Below are 20,461 nucleotides of genomic sequence, written 5' to 3'. Positions count from 1 at the left end.
ATAAAGCCATGAAGCTAACAATAATGAGAAGATATAGCCTATGCATGGTTATAGCAGCACTGCTAATTTGTTTTGCATCAGTAATTTTTGCTGCAGAAACAGCTCAAAACAGTATCCGTTCTATTGATATTTCTACTTTCCGGAATGGTCAGGTAATTGCCAAATTAACTTTAGATCAACCGTTAGACACTCTACCAACGGGTGTTGCACTGGATAATCCCTATCGTATTTATTTTGACTTCTATCAGGTTTCTAATGGTCTGGGTAAGAACATTCAAGAAGCCGCAGATGGAGATTTACGCAGTGTCAATATCGTGCAGGTCGGGGATAGAACACGGCTGGTACTGAATTTAGCGAAATTAATGCGGCATGATATCCGGGCGCAGGAGAATGTACTACTAATCAAATTGGTGAGTGTGGCTGAGAATCCAATGGCTAATACAGTCGTTCGTTTTGCCGAAGAGACACCCAATAAGCAATTGAATAGTCTGCAGGATATTGATTTTCGGCGTGGCGAGAATGGTGAAGGCCGCATAGAAGTTGATATGACAAAAGCGGGTGCAGCCGTTGATGTACAACAGCAAGGCGATGATATTTTTGTCGAGTTTGTGGATGCTTTACTGCCAGGTAGCATGCGAAGACGATTTGATGTTGTGGATTTTGCTACACCTGTGCATACCATTGAAACTTCCAAGAAAGGCGATAATGTTCGGATGGTGGTGAAGTCCAAAGGCCGATGGGAGCACTCTGCGCGACAATCCGGTACCCGGTTTATTCTGGAAGTACGGGCATTGAGTGAAGATGAAGAGGAATTGGCACGAAAAAAACGTGCCAATGGCGGATATACGGGTGAGAGACTTTCGCTTAATTTTCAGGATGTGGAAGTGCGAGCAGTACTGCAAGTGATTGCTGATTTCACTAATTTTAATATCATTGCCAGTGATTCCGTGGCGGGAAATCTCACATTGCGTTTAAAAGATGTTCCTTGGGATCAGGCACTCGATATTGTGCTGCAGGCGCAAGGTTTGGATAAGCGTAAGACGGGCAACGTTATTTTTGTAGCGCCGCGTAAAGAAATGGCAGACAGAGAGCTGCTTGATCTGGAAGCACAGTTGCAGATAACTGAAATGGAGCCTTTGCGCTCAGAAATTTTTCATTTGAACCATCGCAGAGTGAACTCATTGTCGTTTGAAGGAATGTTGAGCAAACGCGGCACGATTAACTTGGATGAGATCAGTAATACCGTAACGGTTACCGATATTCCTATGCGATTAAGTGAAATTAGGAAGCGTATACAGCGATTGGATGTTTATGAAAGGCAAGTCATGATTGAAGCCCGTATTGTGGATGCGACAGACACATTCAGTCGTAATTTAGGTGCGCGTTTTGGTATTCAGAATTCATCAAACATAGGCAATCAGGGACTCGGAATATCAGGGAATTTGACTGATTCAAGTGCATTAGCTGGCGGTGGTTCGGCGGGGGGCGGCGGCAATCTGAATGTGAATTTGCCAGCTGCTGCTGCGACTGGATTATTAGGCGGACCTGCTGCGCTGGGGCTAAGTTTGATGAAGATTAATAATGGCCGTTTAATTAATCTCGAGTTATCTGCATTAGAAACCGATCAAAAAGGAAGAGTGATCGCCAGTCCTCGTGTGGTGACCGCACATGGCATAGAAGCGGTTATTGAGCAAGGTGACCGGATTCCGTATCAGCAAGCAACCAGTAGCGGTGCCACCAGTATCCGCTTTATGGATGCGACACTAAAACTAAGAGTTAAGCCATTGATTACCTATAATGGGCAGATTGATATGGAATTGAGTGTTAACCAGGACCAGATTGGTACAGCCATCAATCAATTCCTGCCGCCACCGATTAATACTAAACAAGTAACGACCAAGGTTTTGGTAGAGAATGGTGGAACCGTGGTGATTGGCGGTATTTTTAACCGGACTGAGAATCAAGTTGTGAATAAGGTACCCATGTTGGGTGACATTCCTGTGCTAGGTCATGTTTTTCGTAATACAACCAAAGTGGATAATAAACGTGAATTGTTGATTTTTGTGACGCCACGTATTATTAGTGAAAATCTCAATCTGCAGTAATTGTCTTTTATTGCCCTGACGGGAATCCAGATTGGCGCCATGCCTCATAAGCAACAATGGCTACAGCATTGGATAAATTCAAACTTCGGCTGGTTGTAATCATTGGAACTCGAATACGCTGTAGTTCCAGGAAAGATTCCATGATGTGAATAGGTAATCCGCAGCTTTCTGCGCCAAACAGGAAAGCATCTCCGGCCTGGTATATCACGTTGTCATAGCGCTGTTTTCCCTTTGTGGTTATCGCAAACATGCGATGTCCTTGCAAACTTTGACAGCAATCTGTCCAATTCTCATGCACTTTTATTTGAGCAAATTCATGATAATCCAGCCCGGCTCGTAATAACTGTTTATCTTTCAGTGGAAAGCCTAAGGGTTTAACGAGATGTAATTGCATACCGGTGTTAGCGCATAGGCGGATAATATTACCCGTATTGGGGGGGATTTCCGGTTGATGAAGAATGATGTTAAACATATAAGTAAGATTGATGATGCTTTGGTTATAACGTGTAACGGACGATCTGATTTTTCTCGGGAAGTGTTCTGGCGATAACCCAGTTACTGATTTCCGTAGCGCCTTGCTTACGCAATACTTTAGCCAGCTCGTTTAATGTAGCACCTGTTGTCATCACGTCATCGACCAGTGCGACATGTTTGCCAGACAAATCTATTTTACAGCTAAAAGCCTTACGGATATTTTTCTGGCGATCCTTCCAGGGTAATCCGGTTTGCGGCGGCGTATGTTTGATACGCTGACAACTATCGGGTAGTAAAACAATTCGCATATGTTTCGAGATATAACGGCTGATCTCCATCGCCTGATTAAATCCGCGTTCACGTAATCTGACCCGATGTAGCGGCATCGGTATGATGATATCCGGCATTCTTTCTGTTGCTATTAATCGTGTGATGAGCAAGTTAGCAAGAATCGGTGCGATAGCGAGATTGTTTTGATATTTTAACGCATGGATCATTGCATCGACAGGAAAGGTATAACGCAGTGCTGCAATGGTGCGGGTGAATGCAGGCGGTTTTGTCAGGCAAGCGCCACAGATTTCCGCTGTTGGCACAGGCCACAGACAAATAGGGCAGTGATTAAGCGGGAGTTGCGGTAAGTGGTTATAACAAGGCTCGCACAAATCCTGTTTTGCGGAGACGCTGCACAACACACAATTTTTCTGGCTGAAAATTTGCACGATAACTAATCAGTTGTTTAAAAATGAGTGCTAGAGAAATTGACAATGTTCATTGAATCCTTGATCATCCAGAATTATCGGCAATCGGTGCGATTGATGCATCAATTTTACAAAACGACAGGTAAATTGGTATGAATTTGGATTCACTCACAACCAGCGAAACACAAAGTGACTTAAGCAGTATAACCGGGAAATCAGATGATTCAGTCTATTGGAGTGTGGCAGAAATTCAGTCGTTACTGGATACGCCATTTAATGATCTGATGTACCGTGCCCAGTGTATACACCGCCAGCATCATGATGCCAATGGCGTGCAATTATCTACATTGATTTCAGTCAAAACAGGCGGTTGCCCGGAAGACTGCGGTTATTGTCCGCAAGCAGCCCGGTATCATACCGGCGTTGATAATCAGGACATGCTATCGCTGGATGAAGTGGTATCTGCAGCCGCTGCAGCAAAAGCTAACGGTGCTTCGCGGTTTTGCATGGGAGCGGCGTGGCGTGGACCGAAACAACGGGATATGGACAAAATGACCGAAATGGTACGCGCGGTCAAATCGCTAGGGATGGAAACTTGTGCGACATTGGGATTGTTAAAACCCGGGCAGGCGCAACAACTCGGTGATGCCGGTTTGGATTATTACAATCACAATCTCGATACCGCACCGGAATTTTATGAAGAAATCATCACCACACGTCAATATCAGGATCGCTTGGATACATTGCAGCAAGTGCGCGATGCCGGAATTAACGTGTGCTGCGGCGGTATTGTCGGCATGGGAGAAACGCGTTTGTCGCGTGCCGGACTAATCGCGCAATTGGCCAATCTGAATCCTTATCCGGAATCCGTTCCGATCAATCATCTGGTCCAAGTTCAGGGTACGCCACTGTATGGCACTGCGGCGCTGGATCCGTTGGAGTTTGTACGTACGATTGCAGCAGCGCGGATTACCATGCCGAAAGCGATGGTGCGGTTGTCTGCTGGCCGGCAGGAAATGTCAGAAGCCGTACAAGCGCTGTGTTTTCTGGCCGGTGCCAATTCGATTTTTTATGGCGATAAATTGTTGACGACGGGAAATCCGGAAACAGATCGTGACCGGGCGTTATTGGATAAACTGGGACTACACGCGCTGTAACGCATGTTTCCGGATTGGGCTGAACAACTGCGTGCCCGCGAGCAGCAAGGGCTGCGGCGTTTCCGGCAAGTCGTGGAAAGCCCGCAAGCAAGCCATATCACCATTAATGGTCATGACTATCTCGCATTCAGCAGTAATGACTATCTGGGACTGGCCAATCATCCGGATTTGATTAAATCAGTCGAAGAAGGCGCGCGGCATTATGGCGTGGGTGCAGGCGCATCGCATCTCATTCATGGCCATTCTGCCGCGCATCATATTCTGGAAGAATCTCTGGCGCAGTTTGCCGGTTTTCCAAAAGCACTACTGTTTTCTACTGGGTATATGGCAAATATCGGTGTGGTAACGGCCTTGGTGGGACGGGAAGATGCTATTTTTGCGGATAAGCTAAACCACGCTTCGCTGAACGATGCGGCTTTACTGTCACGGGCTAAATTTATTCGCTTTCCGCATTTGGATCTCACTGCTTTGGAGCAACGCTTGGCGGACTCCAATGCCCGGCGCAAACTGGTCATTTCTGACGCGGTGTTCAGTATGGAAGGCGATATCGCACCGGTCAAGCAGCTTACTGCACTGTGTGAGAAATATCATGCGCTGTTACTGTTGGATGATGCGCATGGTTTTGGTGTATTGGGGCGGCAGGGGCGAGGCAGCTTATTCGTGGCGGACAGCGATGTTGTTCATTCACCGAGCGTCGTGTATATGGCAACGCTGGGTAAAGCAGCGGGTGTATTTGGTGCGTTTGTTGCCGCGCAAGCAGATGTGATCGAAACCTTGATCCAGTCTGCGCGCAGTTATATCTACACAACAGCGACACCGCCATTGCTCTCGCACGCGCTATTGACGAGTCTGAAACTGATTGAACAAGAGGAGTGGCGGCGTGAAGCCTTGCTGCAAAACATTGCACAATTGAAAAATGACTTACTGTCCTCGTGCTGGAAATTACTGCCTTCCAGCACGCCGATTCAACCCTTGTTGATTGGTGAAAGCCATGAAGCAGTGCGCGTCAGTCAGGCATTACACGAACGCGGTATTTTGGTTCCGGCGATTCGCCCGCCGACGGTGCCGCAAGGTAAGGCTCGATTACGTATCTCCTTGTCTGCCGCGCATCAGCCGAATGATATTTTGCGCCTGACACAGGCATTGAATGAGTTGGCACCCCATTCATGACGCATCTGCATGTCGAATCGATAGGGAATGGCCCCGATCTCGTTTTATTGCACGGCTGGGCCATGCACAGTGGTATTTGGGGTGGCGTTCGTGATCAATTGGCGCGAAAATTCCACTTGCATTTGGTAGATTTGCCGGGGCACGGACTCAGCCCCGCGTGTGAACCGGGAACGCTGAATCACCTCATTGAGATTATCACGGAAATTCTGCCGGCGCATTGCATGGTGGGCGGTTGGTCATTGGGCGGACAGATTGCGATGGAACTGGCGCTGCGTGAACCGGTACGTGTGCAGCAACTGATTCTGATTTCGACTACGCCCAGTTTCGCCAAACGTGAAGATTGGGAGTGGGGAATGGAGCAGAAATTGTTACAACTATTTTTGGAAAATCTGAAACTCAATTATGCGACCACGATCAACCGCTTCCTGACTTTGCAAATGAGCGGAGACCGGGATGCAAGCAAGATTCTGCTGCAACTGCGCGAGCACTTTCTTCAGCGCGCCGAACCCGATCCGGATGCATTGCAGAAGGGGCTCAGGATTTTGCAAGAGAGTGACTTACGTGATCGTGTGGCAGCCATCAAACAACCGGTTTTAATAGTGCACGGTAATAATGACGTGATTACGCATCCCGCCGCTGCCGAGTGGATGCATCAGCAATTACCGCAATCGCAGCGGGTACTGTTTTCGCACTGCGGCCATGCACCATTTTTATCCTATCCTGAACAATTTGTGACTTGCCTTAATGAATTCCGAACACACGCTTGATAAAAAACAATTGCGCACTGCGTTTGAACGCGCCGTCGGCAGCTACGACCAGGCAGCTGTGCTGCAACGTGAAATCAGTAATCGCATGCTGTCGCGCTTGGAATTCATTAAATATGTACCCGAAGTCATTCTAGATGCTGGCAGTGGAACGGGGTATGGCAGTCAACAGTTGGCTAAACGCTATTCAAACAGTCAATTGATTGCCATGGATATCGCCTGGGCGATGCTATCGCACGCGCGACCGAACACGGCTTGGTGGCAGCGCTTGCTGCCATTACTGCAACAACACTCTTACTATGTGTGCGCCGATATTGAGCAGATTCCGGTTAAAAATGAAAGTGTCGGTATGATATGGTCGAATCTTGCGCTGCAATGGTGTAATGATCTGGAGCATACGTTTGCCGAGATGCACCGGATTTTACGCACTGATGGCTTGGTGATGTTTAGCACCTTTGGTCCGGATACGCTGAAAGAACTGCGCCAGTCTTTTGCCCAAGTGGATGCGTTCAGTCACGTCAACCGTTTTATCGACATGCATGATATCGGCGATCTGCTGGTGCACAATGGTTTTTCTACGCCGGTTATGGATATGGAATATATCACTCTGACTTACCCGGATGTTACGAGTGTGATGCGTGATTTAAAAGCCATTGGCGCGCATAACGTGACACAAGGCCGACAGCAGGGGCTGATGGGGAAAAACAAATGGCAGAAAGCCATCGCGGAATACGAAAAATTACGCCGTGACGGCAAACTGCCCGCCACGTATGAAGTGGTGTACGGCCATGCCTGGAAACCGCAATCGCGCAAATCCGTATTGACGCCGGAGACGCGCAGACAATTGGGTTTAATGGGGTAATCAGCTTCTTATGAGTAAAGGTTTTTTTGTCACCGGAACCGATACCGGCATCGGCAAAACCACTGTGAGCTGCGCATTGCTGCATGCTTTTGCCGCACAAGGCAAAAAGGTAATCGGCATGAAACCGGTTGCCGCGGGTAGTGAGAACGGCCAATGGATGGATGTCGAGCACCTGCTGGTAGCGAGTAACGTGAGCGTTTCGCGTCAGCAGATCAATCCCTATGCATTCGATCCGCCCATTTCTCCGCATGTCGCGGCACAACAATCGGGAACGGAAATTGATCTGTTGGTGATTCATCACGCTTATCAGCAACTCAGTGCAAAAGCGGATCTTGTCATCGTCGAAGGTGCCGGAGGGTTTCTGGTGCCGATCAATCAGCATCAGACCGGTGCGGATCTGGCACGTGCGTTGAATCTTCCGGTGATACTGGTGGTCGGTATGCGCTTAGGCTGTTTAAATCACGCATTGCTAACAGCTCAGGCAATACAGGCTGCAGGATTGACATTGGCAGGCTGGGTGGCGAATTGTATAGATCCGCAGATGGAAGTGATTGCCGAGAATATTGCGACATTGGAGCAGCGGTTGGATTGTCCGTTGCTGGGTGTGTTGCCGTTTAGCAAAAAAGAAGATGTGGGAGAAATATCTAACCTGATAAATTTTAATAAACTTTACACCTCCTAAACGAGAATGATTGCTCTGATTCAAGAATTGATTTCATTTCATTCCATTTATTCGCACGGGGGTGACTTGGGTTAATTGATTACGGTTCTCGCAATGTGAAGAATTTCAGGCGGATTGTGACTTTTCACACGAGATGATAGTTTTAAAAATCTAATTTCAGATTGCGCAGTGCTATATTATGGATCAGTAATCGCACTTATAGATTACGCCCAACTTCAATAAAAGGAGAATATTGTGAAATTAGTATTAGTAATAACTGCTATTTTTTCTGCGTTCTATGCCTTGTCATCTAGTGCTGCGAATGAATGGGATATCAAAACTGCATATCGATTAGCAGTAGCGTCGGATTGTGCTTATAGTGCAGAAAACGGAAAATCAAAAGTAAGAGACTGTTTTAATCTACATATTAATAATGCTCCAAAAGGATCAGATGTTTTAGATGTATTCAAAGAATTACCTGACAATGCAATAGAGACTTTTAGAACCGGTGGTGTGTTTAGTGATGAGGATATAAACGCCGCTATATTGGTAAAAATTCCCGGTGGTGCGATTGTTGCTTTTAGGGGAACCAAGGCATCGCCGCAAGATTGGTTGCATAACATTTTTCTTACCAGTATTGAAAATGTATCGCAAGGGACATTATTTGATGGGGGTAGGCATTATGGCTTTAATCAATCCCTAGACTCCTTGAAAAAAGAAATCATAAAAGACAAAAACATTTGGCTACCTTTCGAAAATCAATCAGGAGAATCTCTATATATTACTGGGCATAGCAAAGGTGGTGCGTTGGCAACGGGAGCAACTGTTGATTTTGCCGAACAGTTTCCTGGTAAGAAGATTGAAACTTATATTTTTGAAGCAGCGAGATTTTTTACGGCAAAAGGAGCAAATGATAAACATAACAAACCTTTACTTGATAAAATTTGGCGCTTTGAGTATCAATATGACCTAGTTCCACATGTCCCATTAGGAAAAGTTACGTATGATTTCTTGCTAGAGCATGAGCGGCCACTTGCATATTTGGCAGAGAAATTTAAATTACCTGAGGATTCGATCAAGAGTTGGGCTAAAAAGGTTGAAGATAATAATATCAACTTTGTTTCAGTGGGTAAATTGGCATATGTTGATGGGAGTGATCAATTAGCGTTTTTTCCAACCGTGCAACCAGATCAAATTGATCTTAAGTATTACAGAACTCGCTTTATAAAGTCTTTAGGAATGACAGCAATGGAGATGGGTAATATGGGACATTTTGTGAAAGAGCAACACAGCGATTGTTATCTCGGTTATCTCAAGGCTAAGGCGACTAATCGATCAATAACCGAATTATCAAAAAACTGCTAGGGGCTCGATGATACGTATGTGCTGTTAGGAGAAATAATTGGGTATGGCGTAAAATGTTTGTATTTTGCGCCATACTAGCATCAAATGTGGCTCACTGTCTCAACACAAATTTAATCATTGGATGCAGCAAGCCACCGGGGCCAGCACTGTGCTTGATCCTGAATACGGTGTTTTTACGTAGGATGATCCGCGCAAATTCGCATTGTCGCTTAAGCGGTATGTCGATGTTCAATGTTTATATCAGCCGGGTGGGAAAGCATTTGTCCGTACAGAAACGGGAAGTGCTGAAAGAATCCAAGGATGAGCTGTGTGAATTGTATGGAAAGCCGCGTACCAAAGTTTAATAGGTATATTAATAACCTATTAGTTAGGAATAATTTTCTTGATATCCATGAATTACTTAGATCTAGCAGACAATCAATTCAACCCATTCGGATATTGGGATCAACCGCTTGACAGGTTGTGTCCGCCTTTGGCCAGCGATTTGGCTCTTTTTGATCAAAACGGTTACGACTTAACCGATTTGGAGCAATGTTTCGCGGTAGCTAACTTAACGCCTGTTCACGCGCATCGAGAACATCGCCATGCTTTAAAGGCGCCTTGGTTCACACAACCGGATAGGGTAGAAGGTGCAGTGCTTAACCACAGTTTGTTATTTGAACGCAAAGGGTATGCCGGAGAAGCACTTGAACAGCTTGAACGCTGGGCGCACACAAACCCTCTGGTCTACAAAATCATCAAAATGCGCCCCAAGTGGGGGCTGGACTTCAGCATGGATTATGCGGATCGCGCAGGCAATGTCTTTGAAGTACTGCACTGGGAATACGACGGCTTTGATTTTGCGGAAGTAGCGGAACGTAAGCGCCAACTAGAGGTTAAATTTGCGGCCACGGATTGGGACGATGCCGCAGCCCGAATCCTGAAACAAAAAGACCAATGGCATCACTTGGATTTTTTTGCGCAAAGCGATTGGAAGTGTAACTACTTTGGGATCGTTAAAGAACGATTCAAAATGGTGATTTGGGAGTAGAAATCTGCCGGACTTGAGACAAGTTATTGAGAGATATCTGTCGTGATGTATGGGACATAGCATGCCGTACCAAGCGATATCGTAAAGTGGATCTCATTCGACATGTTATGATGAAATGCAAATCATGCGTCATTTCGGAATCTAACAAGCCATTGAGAAACGTTTTCGAGGTAGCCGATGCAAGGCAAAAACAGGCGAAAAAACGCAGTTTATGCTTAATAAATGAGCATTTTGAGTCTGTTTTTAACACCGCAGCGGCAACGCAGATAGTTTTTCAACGGCCTGTTAATTCTAGTCCTACGAATAGGAGAAAGTATGTCAGACCTCAAAGATCCCAGAGTTCTCTTCGCGGCAGAGCGCACTTTACTGGCATGGAACCGTACCAGCCTTGCCTTGATTGCTTTTGGCTTTCTGGTTGAGCGTGCTGGTCTTCTGCTGAATGCCATTGCGCCAAGCCAGGCGCACGCTGCTAGTATGGTGCTGACATTTTGGTTGGGTTTGGCTTTCATCGCTTTGGGTGCATTGTCTGCAGCATATTCTTCCCGTCAGTATGCGGCCGTTCTGAAAACCCTGAGTCCAGCCGAATTTCCTGAGGGTTACGAAGCGCGTTGGGGCATGTTGGTTAATGTCATCGTGGCAATCTTGGGTGTGGGGCTCATCGTGGTTCTCTACATTGCACGCTCCTAATTTTCTCTCACCTTGCTGTCAGACAAATTTCTTTGTCATCAGGGCCGTAGGGTGCAATAGCGGTCTTCCGCGTATTGCACCGAATGAGTTCCGTGGCGCAATACGGCTATCGCCTATTACGACCTACTAATGAATGTGGATTACGAGTTACTGCATTCCAAACGTAGTAAGGGATCTAGGATAATCAACAATAACGATTTTTTGTTGTGTGCGAAATGACAGTTATTCAGGTTTTCGTCAGCAAGGAAGAACAAAGGAGCTATGCCTTACAAAGAGATTTTAAGCGGTGTTGCTATCGTACTGACATTGATGGCGTTTATTCCGTATATCCGCGCAATCTTTAATGGAGCCATCAAACCGCATGTCTTTTCCTGGGTCTTTGGGGTGCGACTACCTTTTTGGCTTTTCTGGCGCAGTTGGAGGACAAAGGCGGCGTGGGCGCGTGGCCGATCGGTGTTTCGGGTAGCATTACGATATTTATTGCATTCCTGGCTTACTTGAAACGTACCGATGTGACTATCACCAAAACCGATTGGCTGTTTTTTGTCGCGGCATTGTCTTCTTTGCCACTCTGGTATCTCACGTCAGATCCATTATGGGCGGTCGTTTTGCTGACTACTGTCGATGTGATCGGATTCGGACCAACAGTCAGAAAAGCCTACCATTTTCCGTATTCAGAATCGTTGCTGTTTTTCGGTTTGTTCGCGGTGCGTAATCTGCTCGTTATGATGGCGTTTGAAAATTATTCGGTGACAACGCTATTGTTTCCTGCCGTCATCGCGGCAGTGTGTGTAGCTTTAATTGTCATGATCACGTATCGCAGGCGAGTTCTCGCCACTCAAAGAATGGGGGCGATATGATTTTGAGGAACTTGAGACCATGATTTAGCAAAATTTCCGGAATGCTGCGCCAGTTAATGATACGCATGGTTTGATGAGCTCATTTTCTGAATGGGCTCCATTCTGATTAAACTGCAGGAGATTAAAGGATGGCTTACAAGGAATATAAAGTGTTATATGTGACCGAAGGCGGACTGGGGACCATTTTTCTGGGCGCTTCGGGGATTCCGATCAAGCGGCTGGAAATAACGCTCAATAAGGAAGCCGCAGATGGCTGGACGTTGGTGTTTCAGTTTGTCGAGCAAAAGCGGTTTATGCTGTTCTGGAAACGGGAAGCGGTCATTATTACGCTGGCCCGCTGACAGTCAAAGCGGATACGCAGAAAGGTGAAAACGAAAGAAGCAATCCAAGAAGAGGAGGAGCGTATCCGAAAGCTGGTGCGCGAATTGCCGGATGAGAAAAGGCTTCTATTTTTCCAGCAGGCAGAAAAAAATCTGAAAGATCCGGACACCTACGCGACGTTAAACTTTCTGTTTGTGGCCGGGCTTCATCACTATTATCTGGGTCAATGGGTTCGCGGTTCGATTAATTTATTTATATTTTTGGCCGGCATTGTTTTTCTATTTTCTGGGCAAGTGGCAATTGGAATCGTGTTGCTGATTGCGATCAGTATGGTTGAGCTAAGAGCTTTATTTGCTGCGCAGACCGTGGTTCAGGATTACAACAATGCTGTGATGGAAAGAATCTATCGTGCAGTGATCAAGGATTGATTAAACTTAAGTTCCGCTCGTGATCGCGCTGTTTGTACCTTTTAACAGGGTGGTGTTATAAAGACTGCATCTTAGGAAATATCAAATGCAAGAGTTGTTACGTGTGATCCTATCAAAAGCCGCTTCTGTCGCACTGCTCGTTGCCGGTGCGCTATTCGTGCAAAATGCCGGAGCAGAGAAAATATGGAACTGGACCTATAGGGGGGGCAACATTGTTGCCAGCGGGACATTTACGACGTCCGAGAACGTGGATTCTCTGGGTTTTTATCAAATTACCCGTATTGCCGGTCACCGCAACGGTGATCCCATTAAAGGATTGCACCCGGCCGGTAGCGTGATTCCGGGTAACGAACCCCATACGCTGGATAATTTAATCCGCGTTGACTCACAAGGTCAGATCACAGCACATGGGTTTGGTTTTGTTACCGCATCGGGTAACTATGCCAACACCTTTTATTCCGATTCTCATGAAACACTGGGTTATATTGAAGTGTTTACAACCGTATCGACCTTTAGTGAACTACCGGTTACATTCGTTGCTACACCGGTGTCCGAACCCGAAATCAATGTGGAGCTGCCTGCCGGGCAATGAAGGAATTAGGATCAATAATATCGAGGCAATATCGTTTATAAGATGTGACTCTATTGGTTTCGTGAGGCTGTCAGGGTGTGTTCGCAGTGTCGATCAGATAGTGTGCGATTATAGTTCCTGATAAATACTGTAATAATACGGAAAAATCTTTTTTGGAGCGCTAACAGGCCGTTGAAAAACGTTTTCGAGGCAGCCGATGCAAGGCAAAAACAGGCGAGAAAGCGCAGTTTATGCTTAATAAATGAGCATTTTAGTCTGTTTTTAACACCGCAGCGGCAACGCAGATAGATTTTTCAATGGCCTGCTAATAGTATATCTGTACTAGCAGAAAAGGAGCAATGTGCTATTTCTTTAAGGAAATTTTAAGCTTATTCTCTATTCATCTTGCTGCAGATAACCTGCACTATTTGCAGAGTTTTTCCCAGGCTCAACTTATCCACTATCGAAAGGGGTTAGAAATGAAAAAATTAATCGGACTTGTGACACTTTTTACGCTCGCTATGCCGCTGCAATCAATGGCAGCAGCAGTTAGCGTTGATGCGAAACTAAACTCCACGAGTGGCGGCAGTGGTGCAAGTGTATCTGTTTTCTCAGGTAATTCTTTTTCGGTAACGGTTGGTCCACTTGATTTATGGAGTGCAGGGGCTTTTCCGCGCTGGTCTAATGCAAATGGCATTGATGGTCCGGACTTGCTTGCTACCGGATTGCCAGATACTAATGGCGACAATCCAGGTGTTTCTGCAGGCACGATCATTGGATCAGATATTTTTGGAAACTGGACGCAAGGTGGCTTGAATGCACCGTTCGGTTCGCTGGTGGGGTCTTTTGATAATGGTGTAAGCTTCTTTAATATTGGTACCAATTATGTTGGAATTGCTGCCAGCAATATTTTGAATCTATACTACTTTGATTCCAACAATGGGGACAATATAGGCAGTATTATCGCTAATGTATCCGCCGTGCCCGAACCAGAAACCTACGTCATGTTGTTGGCTGGACTAGGTTTGCTGGGTTTTTCCGCAAGCCGTAGGAAGCAAGGCACCTAATTTTATTAAGGCCCGCTTCAGACAGCCCCGTTCAAGTAGCGGGGTTTATTTGGGCTATGTCACCGTTAATTGTTGAATGTCATTCATACCCAATGCGGCAAGCAAAACTGAGCGGGGAGACAAGGAACCATGAGCACGATCAATCAGCCGTCGCCACCCGAGATAATTGGCAAGGTAATGTGTGGCGATGCCGTGAAATCGGCGCATCCATTCTTTGAGTCGACTGTCGTAGGCATTCACGTTTTGCACGTGGTAGATCTTGCCGACAACCCGGATACCTGCAGCCAGATTGATTGGGCGGTGGGCGATGCCGATTTCCCGCACTGCGGCACCCAATGCCTTGCCGCTATCAGTACAGAGAACTGCATCGTTTGCCAGCAATGGTTTGAGTGCCGCGCCGATATGCTCTTTGTCAGCTTTCTCCAAAACGAAGTCAGATGTGCTCCCAGTACGGTCACGGCAAATCAACACAGGAATCTGTTCAGAGGACAAACCACGCTTCGATGCTTTGCCGCCGCGCTTATGTGGCGGGCGCGTCATACCGTGTTTCTTACCTTTGAATGATTCAAGAAAGAAGGTTTCGTCAGCTTCAGCAATGCCAACCAAACTTGTGGCTTTCTGCTCATTAGGCAGCTTAAGAAAACGATGGCGCCAGCGAAATGCCGTGTTGCGATGCATATCGCAGACTTTTGCGCTGGTGCGCACGCTCTGACCTGATGCTATTTGTTGCGCGTATTCCAGCCACTTGTCCTTATGGCGCAGGCGTGCCAGTGGTGTTCCGCTTAGTGTATTGAAGGTGACGCGGCAGGCACAGCAGCGGTAGCGTTGTAACCCAGAAGCCGATCCCCAGCGTGCAATTTGGTTATGACCGCACTTGGGGCACAATGGCGTGACCAGTATACGATTTTCAATCAACGTACTGACGGCCTGAATATGCCCAATCTTGTGCAAACAATCTGCTAATAACCTTCTCTGGTGCGGCGTCAATCTTGCAAGTTCTGCCGCTAATATTTGGAATTCTTCAGTTTTCATCAAAGATCCTATCTCATTGATTCATATGAAAACAGTATAGACCACTATTTAACGGTGACATAGCCAAAAGAAATATAAAGCACTGCAAGGAACCACTCTGGAGCAAGCCCTTATAGATCCGGCCAATAAATAGTTTGAATTTTTGTTGATTTTGCATGTCGTAGGAGGATGGAAAAAATAGATGCAAGAACCTTAAAAGATGAAGCGCTGCATGAACGTCGCCGGCAAGTGATTCGTCTTCACAAGCGAGGCGGCAAACCTGGGCAAATAGCGCAGGTTACGGAGCTGAGCGACACGGCTGTGAAGAAGATTATTCGACTTTATGAAGAAGGTGGTGCAGCTGGACTAAAGCCTGGTAGACGCGGCCGACGTACGGGTGACAAACGCAGCCTAAGCGAAGAGCAGGAGTTGAGATTGCAACGGCTTATTTGTGATAAGCGTCCTGAGCAACTGAAGATAGATTTTGCGTTGTGGAATCGTGGGGCGATAAGACAGTTAATTGAGCAGGAATGTGGCATATCCATGCCGATACGCACGGTGGGACACTACCTCAAGCGTTGGGGATTTACCCCGCAGAAGCCGATCCGACGTGCTTATGAACAACGCCTGGAGGCGGTAAAGCAATGGCTCAATGAGCAATATCCGGATATTGCCAAGCGCGCTCAAACTGAAGGCGGGGAGATTCACTGGGGTGATGAGACAGGATTAGTCAATACGGATGTGCGAGGACGTGGCTTTGCACCCAAGGGAAAAACACCCGTGACCTACGCTCCTGGCACGCGGCAACGGCTGTCAATGATTGCCACTGTAACCAACAAAGGCTGTGCACGCTGGCAGATTATTGATGGAAATTTCAATTCAGATAGACTCATTGAATTTCTCGAACTACTGATCAAGGATGCAGGGAAGAAAGTGTTCTTGATCCTGGATAATTTGAGAGTGCACCACAGCAAACCAGAGAAGGCTTGGCTGGAAGAAAATAAGGAAAAGATCGAATGCTTTTATTTACCCAGCTACAGTCCGGAATTAAATCCAGAAGAAAGATTAAACTCAGATTTGAAGCAGGCTATCGGTTCGAAAGTTCCGGTGCGTACCAAGGAGAAATTACATGCCGCTGTCGATGATCATATGTTGATGCTGCAGAATAATCCAGAGCGCGTTGCTTCTTACTTCCAAGATCCGTACGTAAAATATGCCGCTTAAAACTATTTAATGGCCGGATCAATAATGACTTCATCACGGTTAGAAAGAATCTTAAACTCCGAACTTTTTATAATTATCAGCGTGTAATGCAGGTTGTGTTTGCTGATTGGCAAAACAAAGCAATGCTGGATATTGGTAAAGATATGATCTCCAAACGTCACAGCAAAATCGGTACAAAGCGTGGAGAAGCCTACGCCAACCTTTCTATGCGCTTTCTACGTGCACTATTTAATTTCGCTAGTGCACAATACGAAGATGGCAGTGGCCATGCAATCTTACGAGAGAATCCCGTGATGCACCTCACCCAAACCCGCGCGTGGTATCGGGTAGATCGCCGTCAAACTGTTATCAAACCCCATCAACTTGCCTCTTGGTATCAGGCCGTTCTATCTCTAAAACAAGACAAAGTTACTAACCAATCCGCACTGGTGGCTGATTATCTTTTATTCCTTTTGTTTACCGGTTTACGTCGTCAGGAAGCTGCAACCGTGAAATGGGAAGATATTGATTTAAATGATCGTTTTTTCACATTGACTGATACCAAGAATCGAGAACCTTTGACGCCGCCGTTAACTGATTTTATTTCCGATCTTCTGAGAAGCAGAAAGGCTGCAACAGATTCGGAATATGTTTTTGCTGGGGATGGTAAAGCAGGGTATTTAATTGAACCCCGCCGGCAGGTGCAGAAAGTCACCGAATTATCCAGTGTATCGTTTACGCTTCATGATCTACGCCGGACTTTTATCACGGTGGCCGAGAGTATCGATATATCCGCTTATGCACTCAAACGACTAGTGAATCATAAAATGACCAATGATGTAACGGCGGGTTATATTTTTAATGATGTGGAACGCTTAAGAAAATCTATGGAACAAATATCAGCGCAATTATTACGATACTTTGAAATCAATGAAGAAAAGAAAATACTGAAATTTCCTGTTCATCAGAACACTTGAATATAATATTTTATAACTTATAATATGCGCGAACCATACAGCTTATTGATTCGGTCTCAAGCCAAGAAAAAATTACAAGGTTTGCCCAGATCAGAGTGATTCAGGATTGCCGAGAAACTGGAAGGTGAACCGTACTTTCGATTAAGAGTTGGTAACTGGCGTATTATTTTTGAACGGCATGATGTCGTTAAGATTATTGCTGTTGAAAAAATCAAACCGCGTGGAGATGCTTACAAATGACATTACAAAAAATAAAATCCATTCATGGAAAAGATGAATATGTCTTGTTACCTGTGGCGATTTATCGTGCCCTGAAAGATCAGATCGAAAAAGAATTGGCTGCTTGTGCGACAAACCAAAGTTCTGAGCAAGCTTATGAGCCATTTATTCTTGAAGATTATGTCGATAATCCTGTGGCCTTGGCACGCATCAAGGAAGGTATTACCCAAGAACAGCTTGCACAGCGGCTTGGTGTCAGTCAAGCTTATGTTAGCCAGCTCGAACGCCGTTCTCACCTGACCAACAAAATGCTTGAGCGGGTACGTATTGCTATTCGTGAAGAAGGTTAGCGTGAGAAAAAACCACCCAAATACAATGTCTGAAGCTGACTATGATCAGCTTAGTTTATTCTTGGATCGCTTTAAGCATGAACTGGCAATGAATCTGGAGATGTTGGATGGTTTCTTTACAGCCTTGCACTGTTCCCCAGAAATAATGCCGCCAAGTACCTATTTACCAGAAATCTGGGGCGGCGGAGAAATGCCTGATCATGAAGCCTTTGAAAGTGACCAGCAATCCGAAATATTTGTGAAACTATTATTGCGTCATTGGAATGATGTTCTGCACAGATTAAAAAATGAGAAAGTTTTTTTGCCTATCATTTTCAGTGATGAATCGGGTGAGTCTTTTTCCGGTAATGATTGGGCGAAAGGATTCATGCGCGGCACAGAATTTCATCGCGCTGATTGGTTGGACTTGATGGATAACGAAGAAGAAGGCGGTGCATTGGTAGCCATCTTTGCGCTTTTTTACGAACATGATCCTGATCCAAGCATGCGGCCATACAAAGAACCAGTTAGTGAAGAATTGCGTGAGAAGTTATTGATTAGCCTATCTGCTGGTGTAATGCACATTTATCGTTATTTTGAGCCTCAGCGAAAAATGGCATCACAATTAGCAAAACAAACAGGCGCACTGCGCCGCGAACAGGCAAAAACAGGACGTAACACCCCCTGTCCTTGTGGTTCCGGGAAAAAATACAAAAAGTGTTGTGGGGAAGTAACGCTGCATTAGATGAATCAAATGCATGGTGCACCAAAAACAAACTACTTGAGAAGCTACGCGCTGCTATTGACTAACAAAATTCTGAATAGAAAAAGCCCAATGTATAACGACAATGGGCTTCCTTTGAACCTAAGCAAATTTAGGCATAAATTTTCTGCATTGGTAAGCGCGTTTTATTTTTAAACGTACTGCCAATTACAAGATAGCTTAGAAAAAATACCGTTCCTAAAAAGAGATCAGCCTCTACCCAATTTACTTCGGATTGTAGTACTGAAAACGAAGGCAAATCACCAAATAGCATAAGCCCGATCATGGGCACAATCCCGAATAAAACGAAAGTGAATTTTACAGCTGTGTAAAAAATATTTTTATTTGTTTTCATGTGAATCTCCAAGTTAGAAATTTATCGAAATTATTTAAATATGGACTTGCCTTAATTATAAGATAGCATACTTCACGCAAAGTTCACAATAATTTAACAATAAATTAACATTCTTAAATATACATACAGAAAATCTAAGAAATCTCGATGGTTGTCTTAAAGAATCGATTAAAAATAATTGATGACGCAACGTCTCTCCCACGGGGTGATATTGTGCGCGGTTCAGGTGGTTATCGAAAGGTGCGTTGGATTCAAGAAGGACGCGGCAAAATGGAACAGATATCTATACCTTCGTTTCTAAATAGAAGGAGGCCAATGTATAACAACATTGGCCTCCTTTTTGCCTAAGAAAATTTAGGCATGAATTTTTTGCTTCGAAACGCGTGCTTTAGTAGATATGCTGGCAAATACAAGGTAGCCTATAAAAAATAGAATTCCTAAAACGATATCAGCTTCTATCCAATTTACTTCAGTTCCCATTACTGAAAACGAAGGTAAATCACCAAACATCATAAGCCCAATCAGAGGCACAATGCCAAATAAAACGAAAGTAATTTTTACAGCTGTGTAAATAGTATTTTGACTTGTTTTCATGTGAATCTCCTGGTTGGAAGTTTATTGAAGCTATCTTGTATATGGCCTTGCTTTATCTAAGATAGCACACTTCACAAAAAGTTCACGATTTGTTTACATAAAATTCACATTATTAAATTTGATATACAGAACTAGATACGAAATCTCGATTCTTCTTACCGACATGGCGCATACATCGAAACATTAAAATCTTTTAAATAATTATAACCTACTGTTTTATTGGTGCTGTTGCGCAGAATCGAACTGCGGACCTACTGATTACGAAACATAGTCATTAATTAATTTATGAAATAATCAATAACTTGCATTGCTTGCCATGCAGTAAATCAATGCCACGCAGCCCCAAACAATGGAATTTCTAGTACAGTTTGGCACAATTTTTCCACAATTAATCTAGCTGCTAATCAATACAAAAATTTTCTACGCTAATTAATTCATGAATCTACTAAGATCAGTATTCAATATTTCTTTCAGAAATTTGTTTAAAATTTCTTCTTTATCTACAGTATCAAATACTCCTTCTTTATAGAAACTTGCTAGAGTATATTTTAAGACGTTGAGGATATTTTTTAGACCCTCAACATGTTTAATGTGTTCCAAAGGTGGAATTATTCCAATTACAGATAGAAATAGCAATAATTATATTAGTTTAAATTATTAAAAACAGTTACTTATATATTTTATAAATTTGCATATCTATCGAGAATTCGAATTAGATCTTTAATTTTACTAAATCCAATATTAATTTCATCTAAATTGCCTGTGCAAATATTAAGTAAAGCAGATTCTA

General features: G+C 44.7%; 24 protein-coding genes. 19 read left to right on the top strand and 5 right to left on the bottom strand.

Going from position 1 to position 20,461, the window contains the following annotated elements:
- The first annotated feature begins 8 nt into the window (after positions 1-8).
- On the top strand, positions 9-2,105 hold the full coding sequence (gene pilQ / locus NIT79A3_RS13735; RefSeq protein WP_013966763.1) for a type IV pilus secretin PilQ: 2,097 nt from the start codon (positions 9-11) through the stop codon (positions 2,103-2,105).
- Between the two features lie 7 nt (positions 2,106-2,112).
- Here pilQ and NIT79A3_RS13730 read toward each other — a convergent pair whose 3' ends face one another.
- Together NIT79A3_RS13730 and NIT79A3_RS13725 are read right to left on the bottom strand one after the other, a co-directional pair.
- Positions 2,113-2,577, bottom strand: coding sequence for a tRNA (cytidine(34)-2'-O)-methyltransferase (locus tag NIT79A3_RS13730; protein ID WP_013966762.1), 465 nt, complete (start codon positions 2,575-2,577; stop codon positions 2,113-2,115).
- Between the two features lie 25 nt (positions 2,578-2,602).
- Positions 2,603-3,298, bottom strand: a complete 696-nt coding sequence (locus tag NIT79A3_RS13725) for a ComF family protein (RefSeq protein WP_013966761.1) — start codon at positions 3,296-3,298, stop codon at positions 2,603-2,605.
- A gap of 131 nt (positions 3,299-3,429) precedes the next feature.
- Here NIT79A3_RS13725 and bioB point away from each other — a divergent pair, with 131 nt between their 5' ends.
- The 14 genes from bioB to NIT79A3_RS13655 all read left to right on the top strand — a co-directional run bounded on the left by bioB (position 3,430) and on the right by NIT79A3_RS13655 (position 14,220).
- Entirely contained in the window at positions 3,430-4,434 is a 1,005-nt protein-coding gene (gene bioB, locus NIT79A3_RS13720; protein WP_013966760.1) for a biotin synthase BioB, read from the top strand.
- A gap of 3 nt (positions 4,435-4,437) precedes the next feature.
- The gene (bioF, locus tag NIT79A3_RS13715) at positions 4,438-5,604 is read left to right on the top strand and encodes an 8-amino-7-oxononanoate synthase (protein ID WP_013966759.1); all 1,167 of its coding nucleotides are present in this window, start codon (positions 4,438-4,440) and stop codon (positions 5,602-5,604) included.
- Positions 5,601-6,371: a pimeloyl-ACP methyl ester esterase BioH gene (bioH, locus tag NIT79A3_RS13710; RefSeq protein WP_013966758.1), complete on the top strand. Its 771-nt coding sequence runs from the start codon at positions 5,601-5,603 to the stop codon at positions 6,369-6,371. The genes bioF and bioH overlap by 4 nt, the downstream gene beginning before the upstream one ends.
- Positions 6,349-7,230, top strand: a complete 882-nt coding sequence (bioC, locus tag NIT79A3_RS13705; RefSeq protein WP_013966757.1) for a malonyl-ACP O-methyltransferase BioC — start codon at positions 6,349-6,351, stop codon at positions 7,228-7,230. The genes bioH and bioC overlap by 23 nt, the downstream gene beginning before the upstream one ends.
- Before the next feature lie 10 nt (positions 7,231-7,240).
- A complete protein-coding gene (gene bioD, locus NIT79A3_RS13700; RefSeq protein WP_013966756.1) occupies positions 7,241-7,912 on the top strand; it encodes a dethiobiotin synthase in 672 nt (223 codons plus the stop codon).
- A 234-nt stretch (positions 7,913-8,146) separates the two neighbouring features.
- Positions 8,147-9,256 carry a lipase family protein gene (locus tag NIT79A3_RS13695; RefSeq protein ID WP_013966755.1) on the top strand — a complete coding sequence of 370 codons (1,110 nt, stop codon included), beginning with the start codon at positions 8,147-8,149 and terminating at the stop codon, positions 9,254-9,256.
- Between the two features lie 182 nt (positions 9,257-9,438).
- A complete protein-coding gene (locus NIT79A3_RS13690) occupies positions 9,439-9,600 on the top strand; it encodes a DUF3175 domain-containing protein (protein WP_198009363.1) in 162 nt (53 codons plus the stop codon).
- Between the two features lie 47 nt (positions 9,601-9,647).
- Positions 9,648-10,286, top strand: a complete 639-nt coding sequence (locus NIT79A3_RS13685; RefSeq protein ID WP_013966753.1) for a hypothetical protein — start codon at positions 9,648-9,650, stop codon at positions 10,284-10,286.
- Between the two features lie 315 nt (positions 10,287-10,601).
- Positions 10,602-10,973, top strand: a complete 372-nt coding sequence (locus tag NIT79A3_RS13680) for a DUF202 domain-containing protein (protein ID WP_013966752.1) — start codon at positions 10,602-10,604, stop codon at positions 10,971-10,973.
- A 398-nt stretch (positions 10,974-11,371) separates the two neighbouring features.
- Positions 11,372-11,833: a hypothetical protein gene (locus NIT79A3_RS13675; RefSeq protein ID WP_198009362.1), complete on the top strand. Its 462-nt coding sequence runs from the start codon at positions 11,372-11,374 to the stop codon at positions 11,831-11,833.
- 128 nt (positions 11,834-11,961) lie between these two features.
- Positions 11,962-12,174: a DUF4177 domain-containing protein gene (locus NIT79A3_RS13670; RefSeq protein ID WP_013966751.1), complete on the top strand. Its 213-nt coding sequence runs from the start codon at positions 11,962-11,964 to the stop codon at positions 12,172-12,174.
- Positions 12,175-12,198: 24 nt separating this feature from the next.
- Positions 12,199-12,582, top strand: coding sequence for a membrane protein (locus NIT79A3_RS13665; RefSeq protein WP_013966750.1), 384 nt, complete (start codon positions 12,199-12,201; stop codon positions 12,580-12,582).
- Between the two features lie 85 nt (positions 12,583-12,667).
- Entirely contained in the window at positions 12,668-13,174 is a 507-nt protein-coding gene (locus tag NIT79A3_RS13660; RefSeq protein ID WP_013966749.1) for a hypothetical protein, read from the top strand.
- A 458-nt stretch (positions 13,175-13,632) separates the two neighbouring features.
- Positions 13,633-14,220 carry a PEP-CTERM sorting domain-containing protein gene (locus NIT79A3_RS13655; RefSeq protein ID WP_156797095.1) on the top strand — a complete coding sequence of 196 codons (588 nt, stop codon included), beginning with the start codon at positions 13,633-13,635 and terminating at the stop codon, positions 14,218-14,220.
- A 54-nt stretch (positions 14,221-14,274) separates the two neighbouring features.
- Here NIT79A3_RS13655 and NIT79A3_RS13650 read toward each other — a convergent pair whose 3' ends face one another.
- Positions 14,275-15,252 (bottom strand): IS1595-like element ISNtsp3 family transposase, encoded by a 978-nt coding sequence (locus tag NIT79A3_RS13650; RefSeq protein ID WP_013966747.1) that lies wholly within the window; start codon positions 15,250-15,252, stop codon positions 14,275-14,277.
- A gap of 168 nt (positions 15,253-15,420) precedes the next feature.
- Here NIT79A3_RS13650 and NIT79A3_RS13645 point away from each other — a divergent pair, with 168 nt between their 5' ends.
- The 4 genes from NIT79A3_RS13645 (at position 15,421) to NIT79A3_RS13630 (ending at position 18,704) form a co-directional block, all read left to right on the top strand.
- Positions 15,421-16,455 (top strand): IS630 family transposase, encoded by a 1,035-nt coding sequence (locus NIT79A3_RS13645; RefSeq protein ID WP_013966746.1) that lies wholly within the window; start codon positions 15,421-15,423, stop codon positions 16,453-16,455.
- An 86-nt stretch (positions 16,456-16,541) separates the two neighbouring features.
- On the top strand, positions 16,542-17,411 hold the full coding sequence (locus tag NIT79A3_RS13640) for a tyrosine-type recombinase/integrase (protein ID WP_348225633.1): 870 nt from the start codon (positions 16,542-16,544) through the stop codon (positions 17,409-17,411).
- A 236-nt stretch (positions 17,412-17,647) separates the two neighbouring features.
- The gene (locus NIT79A3_RS13635) at positions 17,648-17,980 is read left to right on the top strand and encodes a helix-turn-helix domain-containing protein (RefSeq protein WP_013966745.1); all 333 of its coding nucleotides are present in this window, start codon (positions 17,648-17,650) and stop codon (positions 17,978-17,980) included.
- A 1-nt stretch (position 17,981) separates the two neighbouring features.
- Positions 17,982-18,704: a UPF0149 family protein gene (locus tag NIT79A3_RS13630; RefSeq protein ID WP_156797094.1), complete on the top strand. Its 723-nt coding sequence runs from the start codon at positions 17,982-17,984 to the stop codon at positions 18,702-18,704.
- Positions 18,705-18,834: 130 nt separating this feature from the next.
- Here NIT79A3_RS13630 and NIT79A3_RS13625 read toward each other — a convergent pair whose 3' ends face one another.
- Both NIT79A3_RS13625 and NIT79A3_RS13620 read right to left on the bottom strand, forming a co-directional pair.
- Positions 18,835-19,077: a hypothetical protein gene (locus NIT79A3_RS13625; RefSeq protein ID WP_013966743.1), complete on the bottom strand. Its 243-nt coding sequence runs from the start codon at positions 19,075-19,077 to the stop codon at positions 18,835-18,837.
- Between the two features lie 354 nt (positions 19,078-19,431).
- Positions 19,432-19,671 (bottom strand): hypothetical protein, encoded by a 240-nt coding sequence (locus tag NIT79A3_RS13620; protein ID WP_013966741.1) that lies wholly within the window; start codon positions 19,669-19,671, stop codon positions 19,432-19,434.
- Positions 19,672-20,461: the final 790 nt, after the last annotated feature.

Origin of the sequence: Nitrosomonas sp. Is79A3, assembly GCF_000219585.1 — a bacterium.
Lineage (GTDB): Bacteria > Pseudomonadota > Gammaproteobacteria > Burkholderiales > Nitrosomonadaceae > Nitrosomonas.
The sequence above is the reverse complement of the archived record's forward strand: the minus strand, read 5'-3'. Positions and strand labels throughout refer to the sequence as shown.

Coding starts and splice junctions, on each gene's coding strand:
- NIT79A3_RS13685 (WP_013966753.1), top strand. CDS start 9,648: ATGAATTACTTAGATCTAGCAGACAATCAATTCAACCCATTCGGATAT.
- NIT79A3_RS13680 (WP_013966752.1), top strand. CDS start 10,602: ATGTCAGACCTCAAAGATCCCAGAGTTCTCTTCGCGGCAGAGCGCACT.
- NIT79A3_RS13690 (WP_198009363.1), top strand. CDS start 9,439: ATGATCCGCGCAAATTCGCATTGTCGCTTAAGCGGTATGTCGATGTTC.
- bioD (WP_013966756.1), top strand. CDS start 7,241: ATGAGTAAAGGTTTTTTTGTCACCGGAACCGATACCGGCATCGGCAAA.
- bioH (WP_013966758.1), top strand. CDS start 5,601: ATGACGCATCTGCATGTCGAATCGATAGGGAATGGCCCCGATCTCGTT.
- NIT79A3_RS13650 (WP_013966747.1), bottom strand. CDS start 15,252: ATGAAAACTGAAGAATTCCAAATATTAGCGGCAGAACTTGCAAGATTG.
- NIT79A3_RS13620 (WP_013966741.1), bottom strand. CDS start 19,671: ATGAAAACAAGTCAAAATACTATTTACACAGCTGTAAAAATTACTTTC.
- NIT79A3_RS13730 (WP_013966762.1), bottom strand. CDS start 2,577: ATGTTTAACATCATTCTTCATCAACCGGAAATCCCCCCCAATACGGGT.
- NIT79A3_RS13655 (WP_156797095.1), top strand. CDS start 13,633: ATGAAAAAATTAATCGGACTTGTGACACTTTTTACGCTCGCTATGCCG.
- bioF (WP_013966759.1), top strand. CDS start 4,438: ATGTTTCCGGATTGGGCTGAACAACTGCGTGCCCGCGAGCAGCAAGGG.
- NIT79A3_RS13640 (WP_348225633.1), top strand. CDS start 16,542: ATGCAGGTTGTGTTTGCTGATTGGCAAAACAAAGCAATGCTGGATATT.
- bioB (WP_013966760.1), top strand. CDS start 3,430: ATGAATTTGGATTCACTCACAACCAGCGAAACACAAAGTGACTTAAGC.
- NIT79A3_RS13660 (WP_013966749.1), top strand. CDS start 12,668: ATGCAAGAGTTGTTACGTGTGATCCTATCAAAAGCCGCTTCTGTCGCA.
- bioC (WP_013966757.1), top strand. CDS start 6,349: ATGAATTCCGAACACACGCTTGATAAAAAACAATTGCGCACTGCGTTT.
- NIT79A3_RS13670 (WP_013966751.1), top strand. CDS start 11,962: ATGGCTTACAAGGAATATAAAGTGTTATATGTGACCGAAGGCGGACTG.
- NIT79A3_RS13645 (WP_013966746.1), top strand. CDS start 15,421: ATGGAAAAAATAGATGCAAGAACCTTAAAAGATGAAGCGCTGCATGAA.
- NIT79A3_RS13625 (WP_013966743.1), bottom strand. CDS start 19,077: ATGAAAACAAATAAAAATATTTTTTACACAGCTGTAAAATTCACTTTC.
- pilQ (WP_013966763.1), top strand. CDS start 9: ATGAAGCTAACAATAATGAGAAGATATAGCCTATGCATGGTTATAGCA.
- NIT79A3_RS13635 (WP_013966745.1), top strand. CDS start 17,648: ATGACATTACAAAAAATAAAATCCATTCATGGAAAAGATGAATATGTC.